16 protein-coding genes and 1 pseudogene are annotated in these 15,335 nt (G+C 64.8%); 1 reads left to right on the forward strand and 16 read right to left on the reverse strand.

Annotated elements, in window-relative coordinates:
- Positions 1-10: 10 nt before the first annotated feature.
- The 16 genes and pseudogenes from G6N15_RS08220 to G6N15_RS08290 all read right to left on the reverse strand — a co-directional run bounded on the left by G6N15_RS08220 (position 11) and on the right by G6N15_RS08290 (position 14,463).
- Complete coding sequence (locus G6N15_RS08220) at positions 11-847, reverse strand: ESX secretion-associated protein EspG (protein ID WP_083088180.1); 837 nt, start codon at positions 845-847, stop codon at positions 11-13.
- A gap of 70 nt (positions 848-917) precedes the next feature.
- Positions 918-1,208 carry a hypothetical protein gene (locus G6N15_RS08225; RefSeq protein WP_083088179.1) on the reverse strand — a complete coding sequence of 97 codons (291 nt, stop codon included), beginning with the start codon at positions 1,206-1,208 and terminating at the stop codon, positions 918-920.
- Between the two features lie 60 nt (positions 1,209-1,268).
- Positions 1,269-1,583, reverse strand: coding sequence for a type VII secretion protein EsxD (locus tag G6N15_RS08230; protein ID WP_139797862.1), 315 nt, complete (start codon positions 1,581-1,583; stop codon positions 1,269-1,271).
- A gap of 219 nt (positions 1,584-1,802) precedes the next feature.
- Positions 1,803-3,011 (reverse strand): PPE domain-containing protein, encoded by a 1,209-nt coding sequence (locus G6N15_RS08235; RefSeq protein ID WP_083088177.1) that lies wholly within the window; start codon positions 3,009-3,011, stop codon positions 1,803-1,805.
- Between the two features lie 9 nt (positions 3,012-3,020).
- The gene (locus tag G6N15_RS08240) at positions 3,021-3,332 is read right to left on the reverse strand and encodes a hypothetical protein (RefSeq protein ID WP_083088176.1); all 312 of its coding nucleotides are present in this window, start codon (positions 3,330-3,332) and stop codon (positions 3,021-3,023) included.
- 487 nt (positions 3,333-3,819) lie between these two features.
- Positions 3,820-3,976 (reverse strand): annotated as a pseudogene (locus tag G6N15_RS23770) (IS1380 family transposase); the annotation flags it as partial.
- Between the two features lie 240 nt (positions 3,977-4,216).
- A complete protein-coding gene (locus G6N15_RS08245; RefSeq protein WP_083088174.1) occupies positions 4,217-4,558 on the reverse strand; it encodes a hypothetical protein in 342 nt (113 codons plus the stop codon).
- A 112-nt stretch (positions 4,559-4,670) separates the two neighbouring features.
- A complete protein-coding gene (locus G6N15_RS08250) occupies positions 4,671-4,835 on the reverse strand; it encodes a hypothetical protein (RefSeq protein WP_163747998.1) in 165 nt (54 codons plus the stop codon).
- Positions 4,836-4,847: 12 nt separating this feature from the next.
- Entirely contained in the window at positions 4,848-5,138 is a 291-nt protein-coding gene (locus tag G6N15_RS08255; RefSeq protein ID WP_139797861.1) for a hypothetical protein, read from the reverse strand.
- A 5-nt stretch (positions 5,139-5,143) separates the two neighbouring features.
- Entirely contained in the window at positions 5,144-5,905 is a 762-nt protein-coding gene (locus G6N15_RS22855; RefSeq protein WP_083088172.1) for a hypothetical protein, read from the reverse strand.
- Positions 5,902-6,213, reverse strand: coding sequence for a hypothetical protein (locus tag G6N15_RS08265; protein ID WP_232070375.1), 312 nt, complete (start codon positions 6,211-6,213; stop codon positions 5,902-5,904). Before G6N15_RS08265 ends, G6N15_RS22855 begins: the two co-directional genes overlap by 4 nt.
- Positions 6,214-6,257: 44 nt before the next feature.
- Entirely contained in the window at positions 6,258-10,343 is a 4,086-nt protein-coding gene (gene eccCa / locus G6N15_RS08270) for a type VII secretion protein EccCa (protein WP_083088170.1), read from the reverse strand.
- A 2-nt stretch (positions 10,344-10,345) separates the two neighbouring features.
- A complete protein-coding gene (gene eccB, locus G6N15_RS08275) occupies positions 10,346-11,839 on the reverse strand; it encodes a type VII secretion protein EccB (RefSeq protein ID WP_083088169.1) in 1,494 nt (497 codons plus the stop codon).
- A gap of 2 nt (positions 11,840-11,841) precedes the next feature.
- The gene (locus tag G6N15_RS08280; RefSeq protein ID WP_083088168.1) at positions 11,842-12,759 is read right to left on the reverse strand and encodes a transglycosylase SLT domain-containing protein; all 918 of its coding nucleotides are present in this window, start codon (positions 12,757-12,759) and stop codon (positions 11,842-11,844) included.
- On the reverse strand, positions 12,756-13,076 hold the full coding sequence (locus G6N15_RS08285; RefSeq protein WP_372506521.1) for a DUF2710 family protein: 321 nt from the start codon (positions 13,074-13,076) through the stop codon (positions 12,756-12,758). The genes G6N15_RS08280 and G6N15_RS08285 overlap by 4 nt, the downstream gene beginning before the upstream one ends.
- Before the next feature lie 115 nt (positions 13,077-13,191).
- Positions 13,192-14,463 carry a DUF5631 domain-containing protein gene (locus tag G6N15_RS08290; RefSeq protein WP_232070376.1) on the reverse strand — a complete coding sequence of 424 codons (1,272 nt, stop codon included), beginning with the start codon at positions 14,461-14,463 and terminating at the stop codon, positions 13,192-13,194.
- 718 nt (positions 14,464-15,181) lie between these two features.
- On the opposite strand from G6N15_RS08290, the gene G6N15_RS22720 reads away from it, so the two are divergent.
- Complete coding sequence (locus G6N15_RS22720; protein WP_169922521.1) at positions 15,182-15,325, forward strand: hypothetical protein; 144 nt, start codon at positions 15,182-15,184, stop codon at positions 15,323-15,325.
- The last annotated feature ends 10 nt before the right edge of the window (positions 15,326-15,335 follow it).

The following is a 15,335-nucleotide window of genomic DNA, read 5'->3' on the forward strand; positions in this document are numbered from 1 at the left end:
ACCCCTTTGATTACACGACCTTTCGGTACGAAAACCATTCTTGATTCGCCGGGAGCCGTCGCATCATCCGGTTGATCGCATCAGCGATGCTGCCCGGGGTGCCCGGTCCGATGATCATCCATCTCTTGCCCGACGATGAGATGTGCTCGCCGACCAACCGCCCTTCCGGGGTGTCAGCGATGGTGACGACGCTTTGCTCGATGTGTTTGCGAGTGGGTTGCCCTGTCTCCACCCCCGATTGGATTGCGACCACGAAGGCGCGTGCCGACCGCCGCACGTCGGCCGCCATCATCAAGATCTGAAGTTGGTCGCCGTCCAGCCTTTGAGTCATCAGCTGCCGCCGCAACGTTTCTTGGTTGGTGACACCCTCCATCACCTGGTCTACGTTCACCGTCACCGGTTGAAGCGGCGCCGGTTCCGACGTTCCGCACAACCGCTCGATCTGGCCCATGACGACTTCGTTGGCCGACGACTCGGTAGTGGACGTTCCGGCGCCGCTGATGCGAACGAGGTTTTCCGATCGCTCCATCACGACCCACCACTGGGCGAAACGTGCCAGAATTGCCCGGTCGAACGCGTTCCCTTTGTCAGGACGCTGGACGTAGATCAGCAGCGCGACGTCGCGGCGGGCAAGAACGGTCAGCCATTCCACGACGGTGGCGTCGACAGTTCCGGCGTCGTCGATCACGCCCGCTGCCCGCAGCTCCGCAGCGATTGGGTGCGCCAACGCCATGTGTGGCGTCTCGAACCGAGGCAAGATGGGCCGCAGGGCCAATTCGGGGGCCACCACCTCGATGCCGGTGAGCACCTGCAACACCCATAATCCGTCAACGGTCGTGGTCAACACGTCTGTCCTCCAAGCCGAAACGCGGGGCGCACATTCGCGCGTGCGCCCCGCGGTCGGCTATGTGCGAGACCTACAGGCCCAGCATTTGGGCAGCCATCGAATCGGTGTCGTGTGCGCTGCCGAAGGACGAGGTTACCGCTGCGCTGTGCCGCTGGATGGTGTCGCCGATGTCAGACACCGCGCTGGTCAGCCGCCGAAGGCTGTCCAGGTAAGCGTCACCACCTTGCCCTTGGAGCTGCTCGGACACCAAAACGGTGCCGGCTTGCATCAGCTCGTGTGCGTGCTGGCTGAGCATCGCGGCCTGCGTAGCCATGGCGTGCGACAAGTCCGCGCCGGCACCGTAGTTGTACGAGATTTCCATCGGTTCTCCTTATTTCAAATATGGCTTAGGGGGATTGAATACCGGATCGAACGGCGCGAACTACATCTGCGACGGGCTTGAGCCGGGGTGGATGGCGGCGAGGTCGTGGCTGGAGTCGGCTTGCTGGGCCAGGTATTGGGCCTTGGCGCGATTCAGCTGCTCGTGCAGTTCAAGGCTGGCGGCGAGGGCCTGGTCGAGATCGTGCTTAACCTGCACCGCGGTCGCGTGCGAGGTGACGCAGGCCTGGCCGGACCACCCGGCGTTGATGATGTTCTCCGAGTGGGCGATGTACTGGCCGCCGAGCGCCTGTGCTTCTGCCAGAAGCGAGTCGGCCTTTTGAATCATGGCCTCTACTGCCTCGATTCCAACCTGCATATTTCCCGCCATTTGCTTCTCCCTTTTGTTAGCTGGATTGGCCCGGGTCTCCGGAGCATTGCACTGAGTGTACTGGCTTCACGCTGGCTGTCACTTCACCATTTCGGGCGTAGGCGCTGGACCATACACCCGTTAGCTGATTCACTTCGGATAAAGCATTGCGCCTGGATAGAGGCCAGGCGATTCTTGGATCGACTTAGCCAGTTAGCGGGCGCCGGACTAAGCGTCTTGCCTGTCACGCTCGACGACGATCCGTGCATGGGTGACCTTGTCCTTGTCCGACTCGCCGTTCTCGCGACCCAACATCCCGGCAGCGGCGGGGGATACCGGCATCGCCCCGCCGCCGGTGGGCGCCGCAGTGGTGGGGCCGCTCACCTCGGCGGCACTGAGCAAACCGCCTGCCTTGAGCCCTGTCGGGCGCCCACCGAGCTCGGGCTCGAAGGTGCTGGCCGGCCGCGTGAAGCTGGTCAACCCGGCACCGGAGTAGCCGACACCGCCGACGCCGCCGGCCGCGCCGGAACCGAGGCTGGCGGCGCCGCCACCACCGGCGGCTATCGGCTCAGCGGCCGCGGCCAGCGGTTCGACTGCCGCTGCGCCTTGCCCTGACATCATCCCCGGGAACATGCCCATCAGGCTTTGCATGGGGCTCGTGAAACTCTGCATCCCGGACTGCAAGAACTGCGTGGGGCCCTGGGCGAACGATTGTGCTGCCTGCGGCACGCTCGACATCACTGACTGCATCGGGCCCAGGAACTGACTCACCGACTCCATTGGTGATGCCGTCGACCCAGCGGTTCCCGCCGCCTCGCTCGGCAATGAGGGCAGCCCTCCTGCGTTGCTCGCCACGGCTTCGCCGGCGGACTCCGCCGGGGCCGCCGCGGCGGCCGGCGACGCCCCCATCGGCGTGATCGGCGGGGGAGTGCCCGCTATTGCTCCCATCAGCGTGGCCAGCGTGCTGGCATAGGCCAAACCCGCGCTTGAGTTCTGCGGCCAGAAGTGCATGTAGTACTGGTCTTCGAGGGCGGCAATCGCCGGAGTGTTGCAGCCGCAGAAGTTCGTGGCGTACAACGTGGCGGTCTCGTCGCGATTGGACTGGCAAAGCGCCGCGGGGATAACGGAAGACCTGGCAATCGTGTTGGCTTCTACGGCGGCTTGGCCGATCGAGACGTGCTTGAGACAGTGCGCCATCATCGGCGCCAATCCGGCGAAGTTGAGCTCGCTGCCCTTCAACGCGGAGCCGACACCACCGAGGCCTATCCACTGCTCCATCGTCGCCGCGATGTTGGCCACCGAGACGCCCATCGACAATTCATGGCTGATTGCCTCGCTCAGCCAGGCCGCGATATTGGCGAGAATGGTCGACGGATCGCTGGTTTCCAGCAGTGCAGCAACACTTTCCGGCGGACCGAACCACAGCGGATCGGGCATATTGCCTCGTTAAATGATCTGCGAGATGTTGACAGAGCTCAGCAGTTCGCGCACCACGTAGCTGATCGAAGACAGATTCTGGGCGCCGGCGTAGGCGGCGCGCTGGCCGACATGCTCGGCAACCGAACCCAGATAGGCAGCGCCGGCTCCGTTCAGCGTCGACGTGAACGCCGCGTCGTCCGACGTGGGGACCATGGGCACCGTCCCGGTGAGCGCGGCAGCCCCCGCCGCGTTGTTGGCGGCGATGTCGCCGCTGATCACCGTCTCGGTGAGGGACGACAGGGTGACAGCCTCGGGATTCACGCTCAGGAATCCGGTCATCTCTACTCCTCTGTTTTCCAGCAGGCAATTCTGCGGAGTGATCCGAGCCTAGGGTATTGCCACGGACCCGTTGACACGCATTCTGCGGCAGCCGAGCCCTCGGCGCAATTCAGCTAGTGCGCATTTTTCGTCTAGGCTGCGTGCGACGTTGTAGCGGACCTGATCACCAGCTGGGATACCGGTGTGGATTGTGGGTGTGCAGTCGCCGTCGCTGACCACGGTGGGGAGGCTTGTATTGTGCGGCGGGCGGATGGTGGATGAACTACACCAGATTCAGTTCATATTCGGTTGTGAGAGCCGGGGTTGGCTGGCTCGCAGGTTCCGAGGCGGGGATGAGGTCGCCTTCGTACTCGGCCGGTGTCAGGTAGCCGAGCTGTCGGTGACGAAGTCGTGGGAGGTCAGGTTAGCCAGCCGGTGTTTTCATGTTGCGGATCCAGCATTCCGTGCGGCCGGGCCGTGTAAAGCGCCTCCACGTAAGCCAGGTCCGCGGGGGCAGGTCGGTGATAAACACCTGTGAGCGAGCCTTCGAGGTCGGTGAAGCGCAGCTGCGCACCCGGGTGTGGTTGTTCGCGGCGCACCAGCATCCGGGTGCCAGCCGGCTACTTCGGCAGTTTGACCAGATCAGTGCTCTCGGCCACCTCGGCCGGTCTCACAAATTTCGCTGCCATCGACGGAAACCGTTGACCACCAACGCGAACGAGGCAACGTCAGGATCTTCTCGGCGCAGGCTGCGCGCATCCCCAGCTCGCCGGTGAACCGCACACCGCGCTGGCCAGAATTAGCCCTCGCGTACTTTCTCGCGCGCGGTTTCGTTGGTCCGGTCCTGGGCAGACTTTGGTAAAGCTGCTGAGCGGTAGGCGCAACTCGATTATCCCGTCGTCGCTTTATGCGTGGGGCGGCGTGTGTGGTTGGTTCCAGTCCACGAGCCGCATTCGCACGTCGACGTCCGGCCCGAGCTTCTGTTTGAGAACGTGAAGGAAACCCCACTGATGCGACACCTGTTGGGCTAGGCGCTTGCAAACTTGTTCCACCGCGTCGACCGGCTGGTGTTCATAGTCGATTTCAACGTGCCGATCCAAGGTTTCGGTTGCGGAAGCAACTGGTATTTCGTTTTCCATTAGCAATACAGCGATTTGGCGCTTATCCACCAGAACCACCCAACGCATGCCCGAGGGCAGTTCGGGTAGCGCCGATTTTATTTCGTCACCGTTGGGCCCGTACGTCATGTGCGCTCCCACTTACGCCAAGCGCTGATGCAGTCGGACGTCCCGCCGGCAATCATGATCGCCACCACTGCACGGTTGACGTACCGGCGCCTCTTGGAGTCGATCGCATGACTCAAGAGCCCGCCGCGAAAACTGGAAAGGCGAACAACACGGCGTATCGTCTGCGTGCTGCCTGCTCTGGGTTGACTGCGCCCCGCCGCGCGGCAATAATTGCGCTGCGGCCGATGAGCCGGCCGATCACCTCAGCAGCCAGCGCGAGCGCCACGTAGATCGTCATGGGCAGATTGCGCTAACTCAGCTTGTCGACGCTGCCCGGCTGTGGCTCGTTTCGGGACACCCACGCCGGTGGGCGGGGCCAGTCTGGCTCGTTTCGGTGCCGGTACAGCCTCACCCATTCGCGAATCACCAGGACGAATAGGATTACCGAGCACACGATAAATATCGCTCCGCCCGCGTTCACGAACTCATACACCCCGAGAACCCCGATGCCGAGGACCACGCAGCCCAGGACGATCATTCCCTGTTTGGTGTAGGGCCAGCGCAGTGCTGACCGCCATACGCGCATTAGTTGATCGGTCATGGTGCTCACTTCTGTGTCTGCTCGATGAACCACTCGATACCGCCGAGTCCACCACCGATGATCATTCCCGGGATCACTCCGACTCCGCCTTCCGGGATTCCGGCTAAACCGCCGATCACGGCTCCCTCCAGGACACGGCTCGCCAAGCCGCGTTCCATTTCGCCGGTGGTCGGTATCTGGGGCGCGGGGTTCGGCTGCGGCGACGGCGTAGGCCCATCGGTCTTGAACTGATTACCCACAGCCTGGATGTGACCATGCACGGCGCCTTCGCCACCTAAGTCGCCGGCAGCTTGGGCCACGTCGGTGGCAGTCTGGTACTCCTGTCCGGTGAAGGTGGTCACCTGGGTGCGTAGGTCGGCGGCGACGGCTTGAGCGGTGGGCTGGCGGGCATACCATCCCATCGAGCCAGGCCGATACATGGCGTCGGTGACCGACCAATCCTCGCCCACCGCAAACCCAGACTGCCGTGCTTGGTCAACCGATGACAGGATTGAGTGCTGCTGTTGGTGCAGTACGCTGGCGCCGCCCTCGGCGGTCTGGGCCGCGGCGTCCAGTAGCTCGGCCTCGTCGTCCGCTGTCGAAAGATGCTGGGCCATCGCCGCTTTCATCGCCTCGTCGCCTTGGCCTTGCCAGTCGAGCGACTTAGCTTGAGCATTGATCGCACCCACGACCGATCTACGGCGCTCGGCGAGTTCGCGCCAGTGGGTAGCGTGCTCGGTCAGATGAGACACGTCATAGGCGCGCAGCGCCGATTGGGTGGGGATCACGTGTTCTTCCTGACCGTATCGGTGACCGTAGTGATCACTTCTTTGACGGTGTCCGCTGCGTCTGAATCTGCAGCTTGGTAGACGGTTGCCGCGACCTGCGTCGCCCCGGCGGTGGTTGTGATGCGGGTGTGCAGGTCCGCCGTGGCCGCCTGAGCCGCCCCGGTCACGCCGGCGGCGGCGATCATGGTCGGCCAACCGCCAGCCGGGTCCAGCGACGGCGGCGCGGCGTGCAGCTCGAAAGCCTCCATGTGCCAGCCGGCGCCGACTCCGCGCAGTTCATCGGGAATGACGTGCATTTCATCACCCATGCATCGCATCGTAGGACAAGCCAGCGCAACGTGTTTACGGTTAATTAGTCGTATTGCTCGGGCGAACCGATCAGCACTCCTTCGATTTCTCCGTCGGTCGTCACCAGCAGGCCACGCCCGGGTGGAAGTTGTTGGGCGTTGACCCTTCCGTAGACCTTCACGTTGCCCGGGTCGTTGTCCATGTACAACGTGGGTGAGCGGGACCCGGTCAGCTTCTGCAGGAATGGATTCATCACCACCTGCGACGCCCAGTTGCCGGGCAGGCGCGCGGCGATGACGTGCAGACCGACCTCGCGGCTGCGTTCAATGAATGGCCACAGAGGCGCGGTTGCTGCCGGCTTGACGACCTGGTTGTGGGGCCGCAGCTCCTGCTCGTCGTCGATCAGGACAAAGTGGTGCGCGCCTTCCCAGGGTTTGCGATTTAGTAGCTCTTCCTGGCTCAGCCCCGACGGTGGCAGGCGATCACGCAGCAACTCCGCTAGCTCGCTGACCACGGTGTCGATGTCATCAGTGGTGTAGGCATAGGCCCGCACATGCGGCCCGCGGACCTTGCCGATGAGCGTGGTCTTCGGGTCGATGATGGTGATCTGGGCTTGTTCGGGAGTGAACCGACCGATGATCGCCTGGCCGAAGGCCGCCAGCGCCGTCGTCTTCCCGCACAGTTGGCGGCCCATCACCAGCATGTTGGGCACCACGCGGGCCGGCAGCGCCACCGGCTGCAGGGCGCTCTCGCCGATGGCGAACGGGATGTTGAGTGGGTCGGCCGCGCCCGCGGACCGCTCATACGCCTCGATGATCTGGCGCAGGGCCACCCGCTCCGGTAGCCGCGAGAGCCGCTCCACTTTGCCGGCTCCGGTGACTTCGGCGATGAGCTGGCCGATTTGGCGGGTTGCGACGAGCTCGCCTTTGGTCCCGACGATCTCAGGCACTCCAACGAGCAGCTCGTGGCCGTCGCGGGTGAGCCCGAATCCGGGGCGGTCCAACGTGTTTCGGGCCGCCTTGCGCAATTCGGGCGACGTACCCATCTGCGTTTCGTCGGGGTTGCTCAGCCGCAGCTGGATGCGCGCGTTGGAGACGGTGATCATCCCTTGCTTCTGCCCGACGAACCAGGCGTTGGCGCTGGTGATCACGTGCACCCCGTAGGACAGCCCCTGGCGGGCGATGGCGATCGCACGATCACCGATGCCCGGGTCCTTTTCGTAGAGGTCGCCGTAGTTGTCGATGACCAGGAAAACGTCACCGAATTTGTCCGCAGGGTCGGTGCCGCCGCCGCCGGCAGCCCCGAAGCGCCGTTCCCGGAACTCGGAGATGTCGATCTGGTAGTGCTTGAACGATGCTTCGCGCGCGCGAATCAATCCCTCGATCGTGGCTATCGTCCGGGATACGCCTTCGGTGTCGTTCAGGCTGACCACCCCGGCCACATGGGGAAGATCCTCCACCGGATACAGCGCCGCTCCGATGCAGAAGAACGTCACCCGCTCAGGGCGATACATCAACGCCGCAGACGTCATCAGCGTCATCAACGTGGTGGACTTGCCGCGCTGGGCGGTGGCCACCACCATGATGTTGTCCATCTCGGCGTCGATGACGTGCACACGCTGGGAATGCTCCTCCGGAATGTCGACCATTCCGACCGGGAAGATCAGTCCTGGGTTCTGCCCGTAGTCGACATGCCAGGGCTTGCCCCGCCAGTACGCCACCAACGCGTCGATCGGCTCGCTGACTTCAAGCGGGGGCAGCCAGATCTGGTGCGGCAGTCGAGCCGGATGCGAAACGAGCGACTCGCGGATGACGTCGAGGATCTTCTTCTTCTTGAAACCGTCAGGGTGGAACAAGAATTCGTCGGGTTCCTCAGGTTCGTCAGCATGGGCCAAAGCCGCGGTGTCCTCGGGGCTCAACGGCTGGTATTCCCACGTGAGCGGGCGAGGCCGGGAGAAGCTCACGTCGACTGTTTTGTCGACCTTCTTGCTCTTCTTCGGCAACACGAATGGCGCCGACAGGTAGAAACACCGGAAGGGTTCCAGGTCGCGCGGACCGACCTTGAGCAGCGCGTAGCCGTTTTCTCGCGCAGGCAGATGCAGGGCGGCGTCGCTGCCGATCACGTCGCGGGAGTCTTCGGCGGTCTCGGCGCGCAGCGCCACCCGGAATGCGATGTTGCTCTTGACCTTGCTCAGTGACGACAAGTCCAATCGCTGACCGCCCAACGTGAAGAACACGTTGCAGCCACGTCCTTCCTGTCCGATGTGGATGACCAACTGGATCCACTCCGGGTGGTGGTGGAAGAGTTCCAGGTACTCGTCGATAATGACCAGCAGCACCGGAACAGGCTCCAAATCCCGTCCGGCGAGCCGCATCTCCTCGTACTCGTTGGCATCGCGGGCGCCGGCCTCTTTGAAAAGCCGGTAGCGCCTGGCGATTTCACCGTTGATCGCTTTGCGCATCCGCTCGGCAAGGTGCCGGTCGTCCTTGCCCAGGTTGGACAGCGAACCGGCGACGTGCGGCAGTCCCTCCAGGTCCTGGGCTGCGGACTCGAACTTCATGTCGACGAAGATGACGATGAACGTCTCGGGTGAATGGGTCAGCGCGATCCCGTTGCACAACGACAGGAAGAACTCCGACTTACCCGAACCCGACGTCCCGATCACCACCGAGTGAAAACCGTAGCCGCCGAAGTCTTTTGCTCGGAAGATGATGTACTGCAGCTCGCCGCCGGGCTTGATTCCCACCGGCACCATCGCCCATTTCGGGTCACCGCGTCCACGGCTGTCGGCCCACAGCCGGTCGACGTCGAGCTGGCGCGGATCGCTGATCCCGAGCGCCCGCAGTAATTCCCCGGCCTGGCTGTCGGTTTCGGATAGCTCGCTGGCGCTCATCGGTGACCAACGCGCCAGCGCCCGCGCATACCGGTCGGCAGTGCTTTCAGCGAGCATGTCAGCCACCGCATAGAACGCGTCGCGGTGGTAGAGCCGGCCTTCCCGCAGTTGGAACCGCTGATCCTCGTCGGCGAAACCGACACCGACGCCGGGCCGGGTCGCCAACCGCAGCACGGTGATACCGGCCATTCCCTTCTGGCCGGTGACACCTTCCCACTGCTCGGGGGTGCCGGTGTTGTCGTCGACGATCACCCAGTGGGGCCCCAACGGCAGTCCCTGCGACTCCATCGGCGAGGGCATCGATGTCGGGCTGGTGCCGACCGGCGGGGACCAGGGCCCACGGCCCTTGCGGTGCAACTCGGCGTCGAGCGCTTCTTCCAATTCGGTGGGCGAAGCGAAGACCAGCCGGCGCAGGCCGCAGGCGTCGAACATCTCGTCGTGATGGTTGTGCGGCAACCACACCAGCCACGACCACTGCTCGGGGTGGCGCGTGACCACCATGAGCTTGACGTCGTTCGGGCTGTGATAGACGGCCAGAGAGCACAAGATCGCCCGCGCGAAGCTATGTAGTTCGCCCGGGTCTTGGCCGATGAAGCTGAACCCCGGCTTTGACCGCAGGCTCAGCACCTTGCCGATCCCGCGGATCTTGCTTTGCTCCAGAATGAAATCCCTTAGCGCGCCGCCGGTTACCGGCTCCAGCTCCTCACCGATCGGAACCTCGGGCCACTGCAGCGACACGGCCGAGTCGCTGGCTTGCTGGATGCCGATACCCAGCCGCACGTCGAGGAAATCGGCGTCGTTGGGGCGACGTTCCCACATCCGCGGACCACCGATGACGGTGTCGAGCTTCTGCGGATCACTGTGGACAAAAAGCTGACTACGTTTCTGCTCCTGGGCAGCGCGCTGTACTTCTTCGCGGTCGTCGTCGAGCTGGCGCAAATAGACGCGCCGCTGCTTTTCCTGCTCGCCCCACGAGATGCGGCGTCCGCGCCCGAAGCGTCCGCTGAACATGAGGGCGCCGAACCCGAACAGACCCATCATCGGGAAGAACCCCGACTGCAGCGAACGCACGCCGGAGGTGTACATCACCACCAGCGTGCCGATGATGCCCACCAGCAGTGCCGGCACGGCGATCATCATCAGGATGTTGCGTGGCTCGCGTTCCGGTAACGCCAGTGGCGGCGCGACCGCCACTCGCACGGGCGGAACGGCCGGCGGTGATTTGCGTGAGGCTCGCACGAAACCGCGTTTCGACATGCCTAACCTCCTGCTTGCTGGTTGGCCTCGGGGATGGGTGCCACCGCGCCGCTGCCCACGATGGTGTCACGCGCCAAAAGCGCACTCTCACGGCTGATCGCCGGCCCTGCGGCAAAGGTACGCACTATCGGCCACGGTGCTTGCAGGGCGCTGCGAGGGTCAAGGCCCAGCGCCTGCAAGGTCCGGTTGTCCGACTGGATCCCGTACCGAACACCCTGCGGCGACAGCCAGTACAGGCTTTCGCGGCTTTCGGACGTGGCGACACCGCTCGTGGTGGCCACGAAGTTGGCCGCGCCCGGCAACAGCAGCGCCTGGTCAGCCTCCACGGACTCCGGGTTGCGGTCATTGCGCACCAGATGCACCAACCGAGAGTCCATGCTGATCGGCACCGGCAGACCGCGGCCACTGAAGATCGTGATACTCGCTTGCGGGTCGCTCGATTGTTTCTGCCAAGCCACGCAGGTCACCGGATTGGCTGAGGTATCGATGAAATCCAGCTTCCCGGACGGGTAGTAGTCGACGTTCAGCACGTCGACGGTAGGGATGTGGATCAGCTTGTCCGGCGTGACCAACGTCGGTGTCGCTGAACCGGCCGGATTCGCGGTGCGCAGCAGTTCGGCGACGAAGCTGGTGATCTTCTGCACGCCGTCCGGAAGGAGCGCGTAGAAGCCGGTGACCGCGCCTGCGGCGTCACGGGTTTGCAGCACACTGCCCACGGTTGAGCCGGGCAGCCATCGCGATGGTGTGCCGGCTTCCGGGATCGGCGGCACCACAAGCGGTTCCGTCGACGGCATAGCGTCATACAGCGCGTTGGAGATCTCGATCGGACGCGTTACTCCGGGGTCGAGGCCCAGGTTGAACGTCACCGATCGGTCGGTGGGTTCGATGCGGGAGCGGTGTCCGCCCCAGATCACATACGTCGCGCCCTTGTGGGTCGCGAGGACGGCCTGCGTCGGGCGCATGGGAGCGGCGCGGCCGAAAGGCGACAGCTCGCCGGCAATCGACGTCACCACTGGAGGCGCCTGGGTTCCCCGGGTCGGGGCGGTGTCGCAGACCGACCACGCTGAGACCGTACTCGCAGTGACCGCGAGGCTATCCGGTATACCGGGGATGCCGATTATCGGCCCGGTCGGATATTTGGCGATTTCGCTGGCCTTGACCCAGGCCGGTGCAGCGGCGCTGCCCACCGCTAGCCGCGCGGAGGTCAGGTTGAGCGCGGGGTAAAGGCGCCCATCGATCTTGGCGTACACCGCGCCGGTGTCGCGGTTTCCGACGATCGCCGACTGGCCGACCAGCCCGGCAGGTTTCCAAATGTGCAGCAACGCCATCCAGCCAAGCCCGATGAGCACGAACACGATCGACAGCGCCACGGCCGCTTGTTGTTTGCGGTCGTCATGCTTCATGCGGACCGAAAATCGGGTGATCGCCGCGCGCAGTCGGCGGTTGTAGAACAGGTGACCCGAATTCTGGTCGCGGTTGGACAAGTTGAGGGGCATGGTCAATATCCTCTCGGCGGTCTACGTGCGTCCGCCTGCTGGACCAGCGCAACCAAGTTCTCGCCGTTCGCGGCGACGCCGTAGCGATGCATTACATAGTTCATCGACGCGCAGATGTTCGCGACGGGGTCATAGATATTGGTCGAGGTGCCGGGTTGGTGATAGCGCGCGAAGGTCGCCGGGATGGTTTGTGTGATACCGCGTGCATAGCCGAGAGCGTGCCCATCCGATTGGCGGGGCCCGGCTGCAGTGGCCGGCTCGGACGCGACGGCGGATGGCCGCCCTCCCGATTCTCTGGCGATCAGCGTCTCGTAGCCGCGTAGCCAATTGCGCCGAGCCGCAGGATCGGTGATTCCCATGTGATCGAGCGCCTCGGCGATGCGTGCTCTGATATGCCCGGCGGGAAACGACCTCTGGTATCGGACGGCGCTGAGCGGGATGGCCGCCGCCTGCGACGTCCGACGGCTCGCCTCGGTGTGGCTCAGGTACCCCAGGCGGCGTAGCCGTCGCGACAGCAGCAGCGCCCCGTGGCGCGATCGGCGGATGTGGTGTCGCTGCATCTGCAGGCGAGCGGCCATGCGGCGCAGTGCTTCTCGACGCCCCAAGGGCGTGTCCGCCGCTGGCATCGCGTCTCCGTGTGCGTCTTCGAGGACCGCGCGTGTCGCGCGCCGTCCCCGGATGTGGTCGGCATGGGCGTCGGCCAAGACTGTGGCGAGCTCGGCATCCTGCGCGGCGCTGCGTCGCAGTACGTCAGCCATCCGGAAAGTCTGTGGCAGCGCTGACCGCGCCCCGGCGGGCAGCCGCTGCTCGCGCAGACCTTCCGGTGTCTGCAGGTCCACGTGAGTGTGGCTACCTCCATACAGGTCGTGGCCACGGCTCAGCAGCTCCAGTGCATGACGCACCAGGGGGTCCGCCGTCACTGGACACCGTTCCCGTAGCGTGCCTGGTTTTCGGCCTCCGCCTCTTCGCGCAGCGCCGCGATCGCCATGTTCAAGCGGTCGGCCAGCTCGCCGTGGGTATATCCGCTCATCACATTCGGGTGCAGTGTCAACTCAACCAGTCGGCCGTCGGAGTTTGCGACGGCATGGATGTCGCCTAGGTCGACGCTGTAGGTGACGGTCTCGGCCTGCGCGACGAGCGCTTCCCATTTGTCGGCGGCCTCGCTCAGTTCGCGCAACACCGATTCGACGAGAGCCTTGTCGCTCAACTTCGCCCGACTGCTCGGCCCCGGCACGATGCCAGTATCACGACCGCTCCGACCAGCGTCAATTCATATCGTCTATCACACACTGGCCGTTGGACGCTACTCGCGGCGGGGCCTGACCGGTTCGGCGGCCTGTGCTGCGGTCATGTCATGCAGTGCCGCTGAACCTGCTGGCCGGCGGGGCGCTGAGTGCCTGGAACCAGGCGAAGTGATAGTTCGCTGAGAGTCGGTCTCCGGTGGCGATGCCTTCTGTGGCCGCCAGTAGCAGGCAGTTGAGCAGCAGCGCGAGCTCGACATCCGGGTACTGCGCCAGGAGCTGGTATCGCGCGGTGTCGAGGTGGACGCGGAGCACGTCGAGTTCGGCCTCGACGACCCCAGTGCCCGCGGCGCCGGCTTTGGCCAAGGTGTGCACCATGCGCGGCAGGCCGTCGCGCCAGTGGGTGGCCTCGCTCAGCAGCCATCCGAGGTCCTCGACCTCCGGCACCTCACGGGGCTGCAGTGACGACTCGGTCAGGGCGAAGTCGGTGGCCCAGCCCAACGAGTCGCCGGGGGAGTAGGTCGCCGAGACCGTCGTGTTCCCTAGCAGCGCTGCCGCGTTGCCGGTGCGCCGTCGGGGTTCCAGCAACCGCACACCCGCGGGCAAGGTGATGCCTGAAGGTATCCAGCCGTACGCGAGGTCGGTGACGACGAGAGTGGCCCCGTCTTCGCGAACACCGACCGCCCACCGCAGTCCGGGCTCTTGGCGGGCGACGAATTGGAGCAACCGCTGCAAGCGTTCGCGATCGATCTCCGCATCGGGTGGCGCCTCCTCAGCGCCGCGGGCGGGAGCCTCCGTTGCAGCCACCTTCTCGAAGACATCGGTGTCGGCGGGGGACGGCTTCTCGAAGCCACCCATGTCGTGCGCAGCCACCGCTTCGAAAACGTCGGTGGTCTCCGCCGGCTGTGCCTCGAAGACATCGGTGACGTCCGCGGCCTGCGCCTCGAAAACTTCGGTGACGTCCGCGGTCTGGGTCTGCGAAGCCGGGGCTGCCTTTGCCGGCTCTATTTCGTCGGCGTCTGCGGGCTCCGCAGGTTCGCGGATATCCGTGGCGTCACGGGCCTTAGGCTCCGCGATATCGGTCAGGTCCTCTGGCCCGACGGCCTCCGGGACGGCGACGGCCTGCGGCTCCGGTTTTGCCGCCGCGCCGACAGCCTCGGGCTCTTCGGCCTCGGGCTCTTTGGCTTCGGGCTCGCGGTCGTCAACCTCGGGCGGCTCCGGCGGCAAAGCCGCGAGAACATCCGTCACGTCAGTCTCGGCTGCATCGGGCGGGACCGGGATGCCCACAGTCTCGGATTCGGTGTCTTCCGGTTCCTCGACCGGTGCCGCGTGCTTGCCGGTCGATACCTTTTCGGACGGCATCTGATCTTGATCGTCCGGCACCGCCCCGACGTCAGCGGCGGGCGACTCGACGGTGGGTTCGACCTCGGGGGGTGACTCGACCGTGGGTGGCTCAACTGGAGGCGGCTTGACCGCAGGCGGCGCCGGAGGGGCGACCCTGAATCTCGGCGTCCTGGCTGTGAGCTCCGTGTGTCGGGCGGGGCCTTGACGTGGATGTGGTCTGAGCTGTTCCTGTCTCATGCCGTGCAGATGCCGAACCGTCGACTCGACTCGCCGAGCCGCAAAAGCGCGCGCCGCGTTGATAACTCGTGTCTCCTCGGCCTGTCGTGCTGGCTCAGCCATCGCCGATCGCCTGATCCGCATCAGTTCTTCGTTGGCAGACTTGACGATCCGCTGTAGGTCAGCCTTGAGATACTCTGCGACAGAGGCAGTTTCAGCATTGACCGTCGCCAGTTCGGCGGGCCAAAGCCCGCCGATCACCCAGGGGGTGCAGTCAACCGGAGAGCTGAAGGCCGGAATCGCGAGGGATTCCCGGGTTGCTCTCCGGAGGCGCTGGCGCGCCGTTCGACCGAAGATCGCCACCGGCACAGCCTACCGTTATCTGGCGATCGCGCAGTTCGCTGGCCGCTCGGCCTAATCACCGGTATTCGCGGGCGCGCGGCGCCTTAACCGCACCCGTTCCAGTGACGGCCGCTGCTCGGTGCAAGTGCCCGGGGCTGGGTGAATTGTGCGGCTGACATGGTCGCAGTAGCGTGGGGGCGTGACCGATTCGGCGCTGCAACAGCAGCTAGACCACGTCCGCGTGCTGCTGGCCCGCGCGCGAGAGTTGTTCGGCGCCAACCCGATCGAGCCTCCTACCGACATCTCGCCGGATCCCGACGCCGTCAAGGCTTGGCTGCACTGAACCCGCGTGG

The sequence above is a fragment of the Mycobacterium noviomagense genome, assembly GCF_010731635.1.
In the GTDB taxonomy this organism is placed as follows: Bacteria; Actinomycetota; Actinomycetes; order Mycobacteriales; family Mycobacteriaceae; genus Mycobacterium; species Mycobacterium noviomagense.

Coding starts and splice junctions, on each gene's coding strand:
- G6N15_RS08225 (WP_083088179.1), bottom strand. CDS start 1,208: ATGGAAATCTCGTACAACTACGGTGCCGGCGCGGACTTGTCGCACGCC.
- G6N15_RS08245 (WP_083088174.1), bottom strand. CDS start 4,558: ATGACGTACGGGCCCAACGGTGACGAAATAAAATCGGCGCTACCCGAA.
- G6N15_RS08250 (WP_163747998.1), bottom strand. CDS start 4,835: ATGACGATCTACGTGGCGCTCGCGCTGGCTGCTGAGGTGATCGGCCGG.
- G6N15_RS08265 (WP_232070375.1), bottom strand. CDS start 6,213: ATGGGTGATGAAATGCACGTCATTCCCGATGAACTGCGCGGAGTCGGC.
- G6N15_RS08230 (WP_139797862.1), bottom strand. CDS start 1,583: ATGCAGGTTGGAATCGAGGCAGTAGAGGCCATGATTCAAAAGGCCGAC.
- eccB (WP_083088169.1), bottom strand. CDS start 11,839: ATGCCCCTCAACTTGTCCAACCGCGACCAGAATTCGGGTCACCTGTTC.
- G6N15_RS08235 (WP_083088177.1), bottom strand. CDS start 3,011: ATGCCCGATCCGCTGTGGTTCGGTCCGCCGGAAAGTGTTGCTGCACTG.
- G6N15_RS08255 (WP_139797861.1), bottom strand. CDS start 5,138: ATGACCGATCAACTAATGCGCGTATGGCGGTCAGCACTGCGCTGGCCC.
- eccCa (WP_083088170.1), bottom strand. CDS start 10,343: ATGTCGAAACGCGGTTTCGTGCGAGCCTCACGCAAATCACCGCCGGCC.
- G6N15_RS08240 (WP_083088176.1), bottom strand. CDS start 3,332: ATGACCGGATTCCTGAGCGTGAATCCCGAGGCTGTCACCCTGTCGTCC.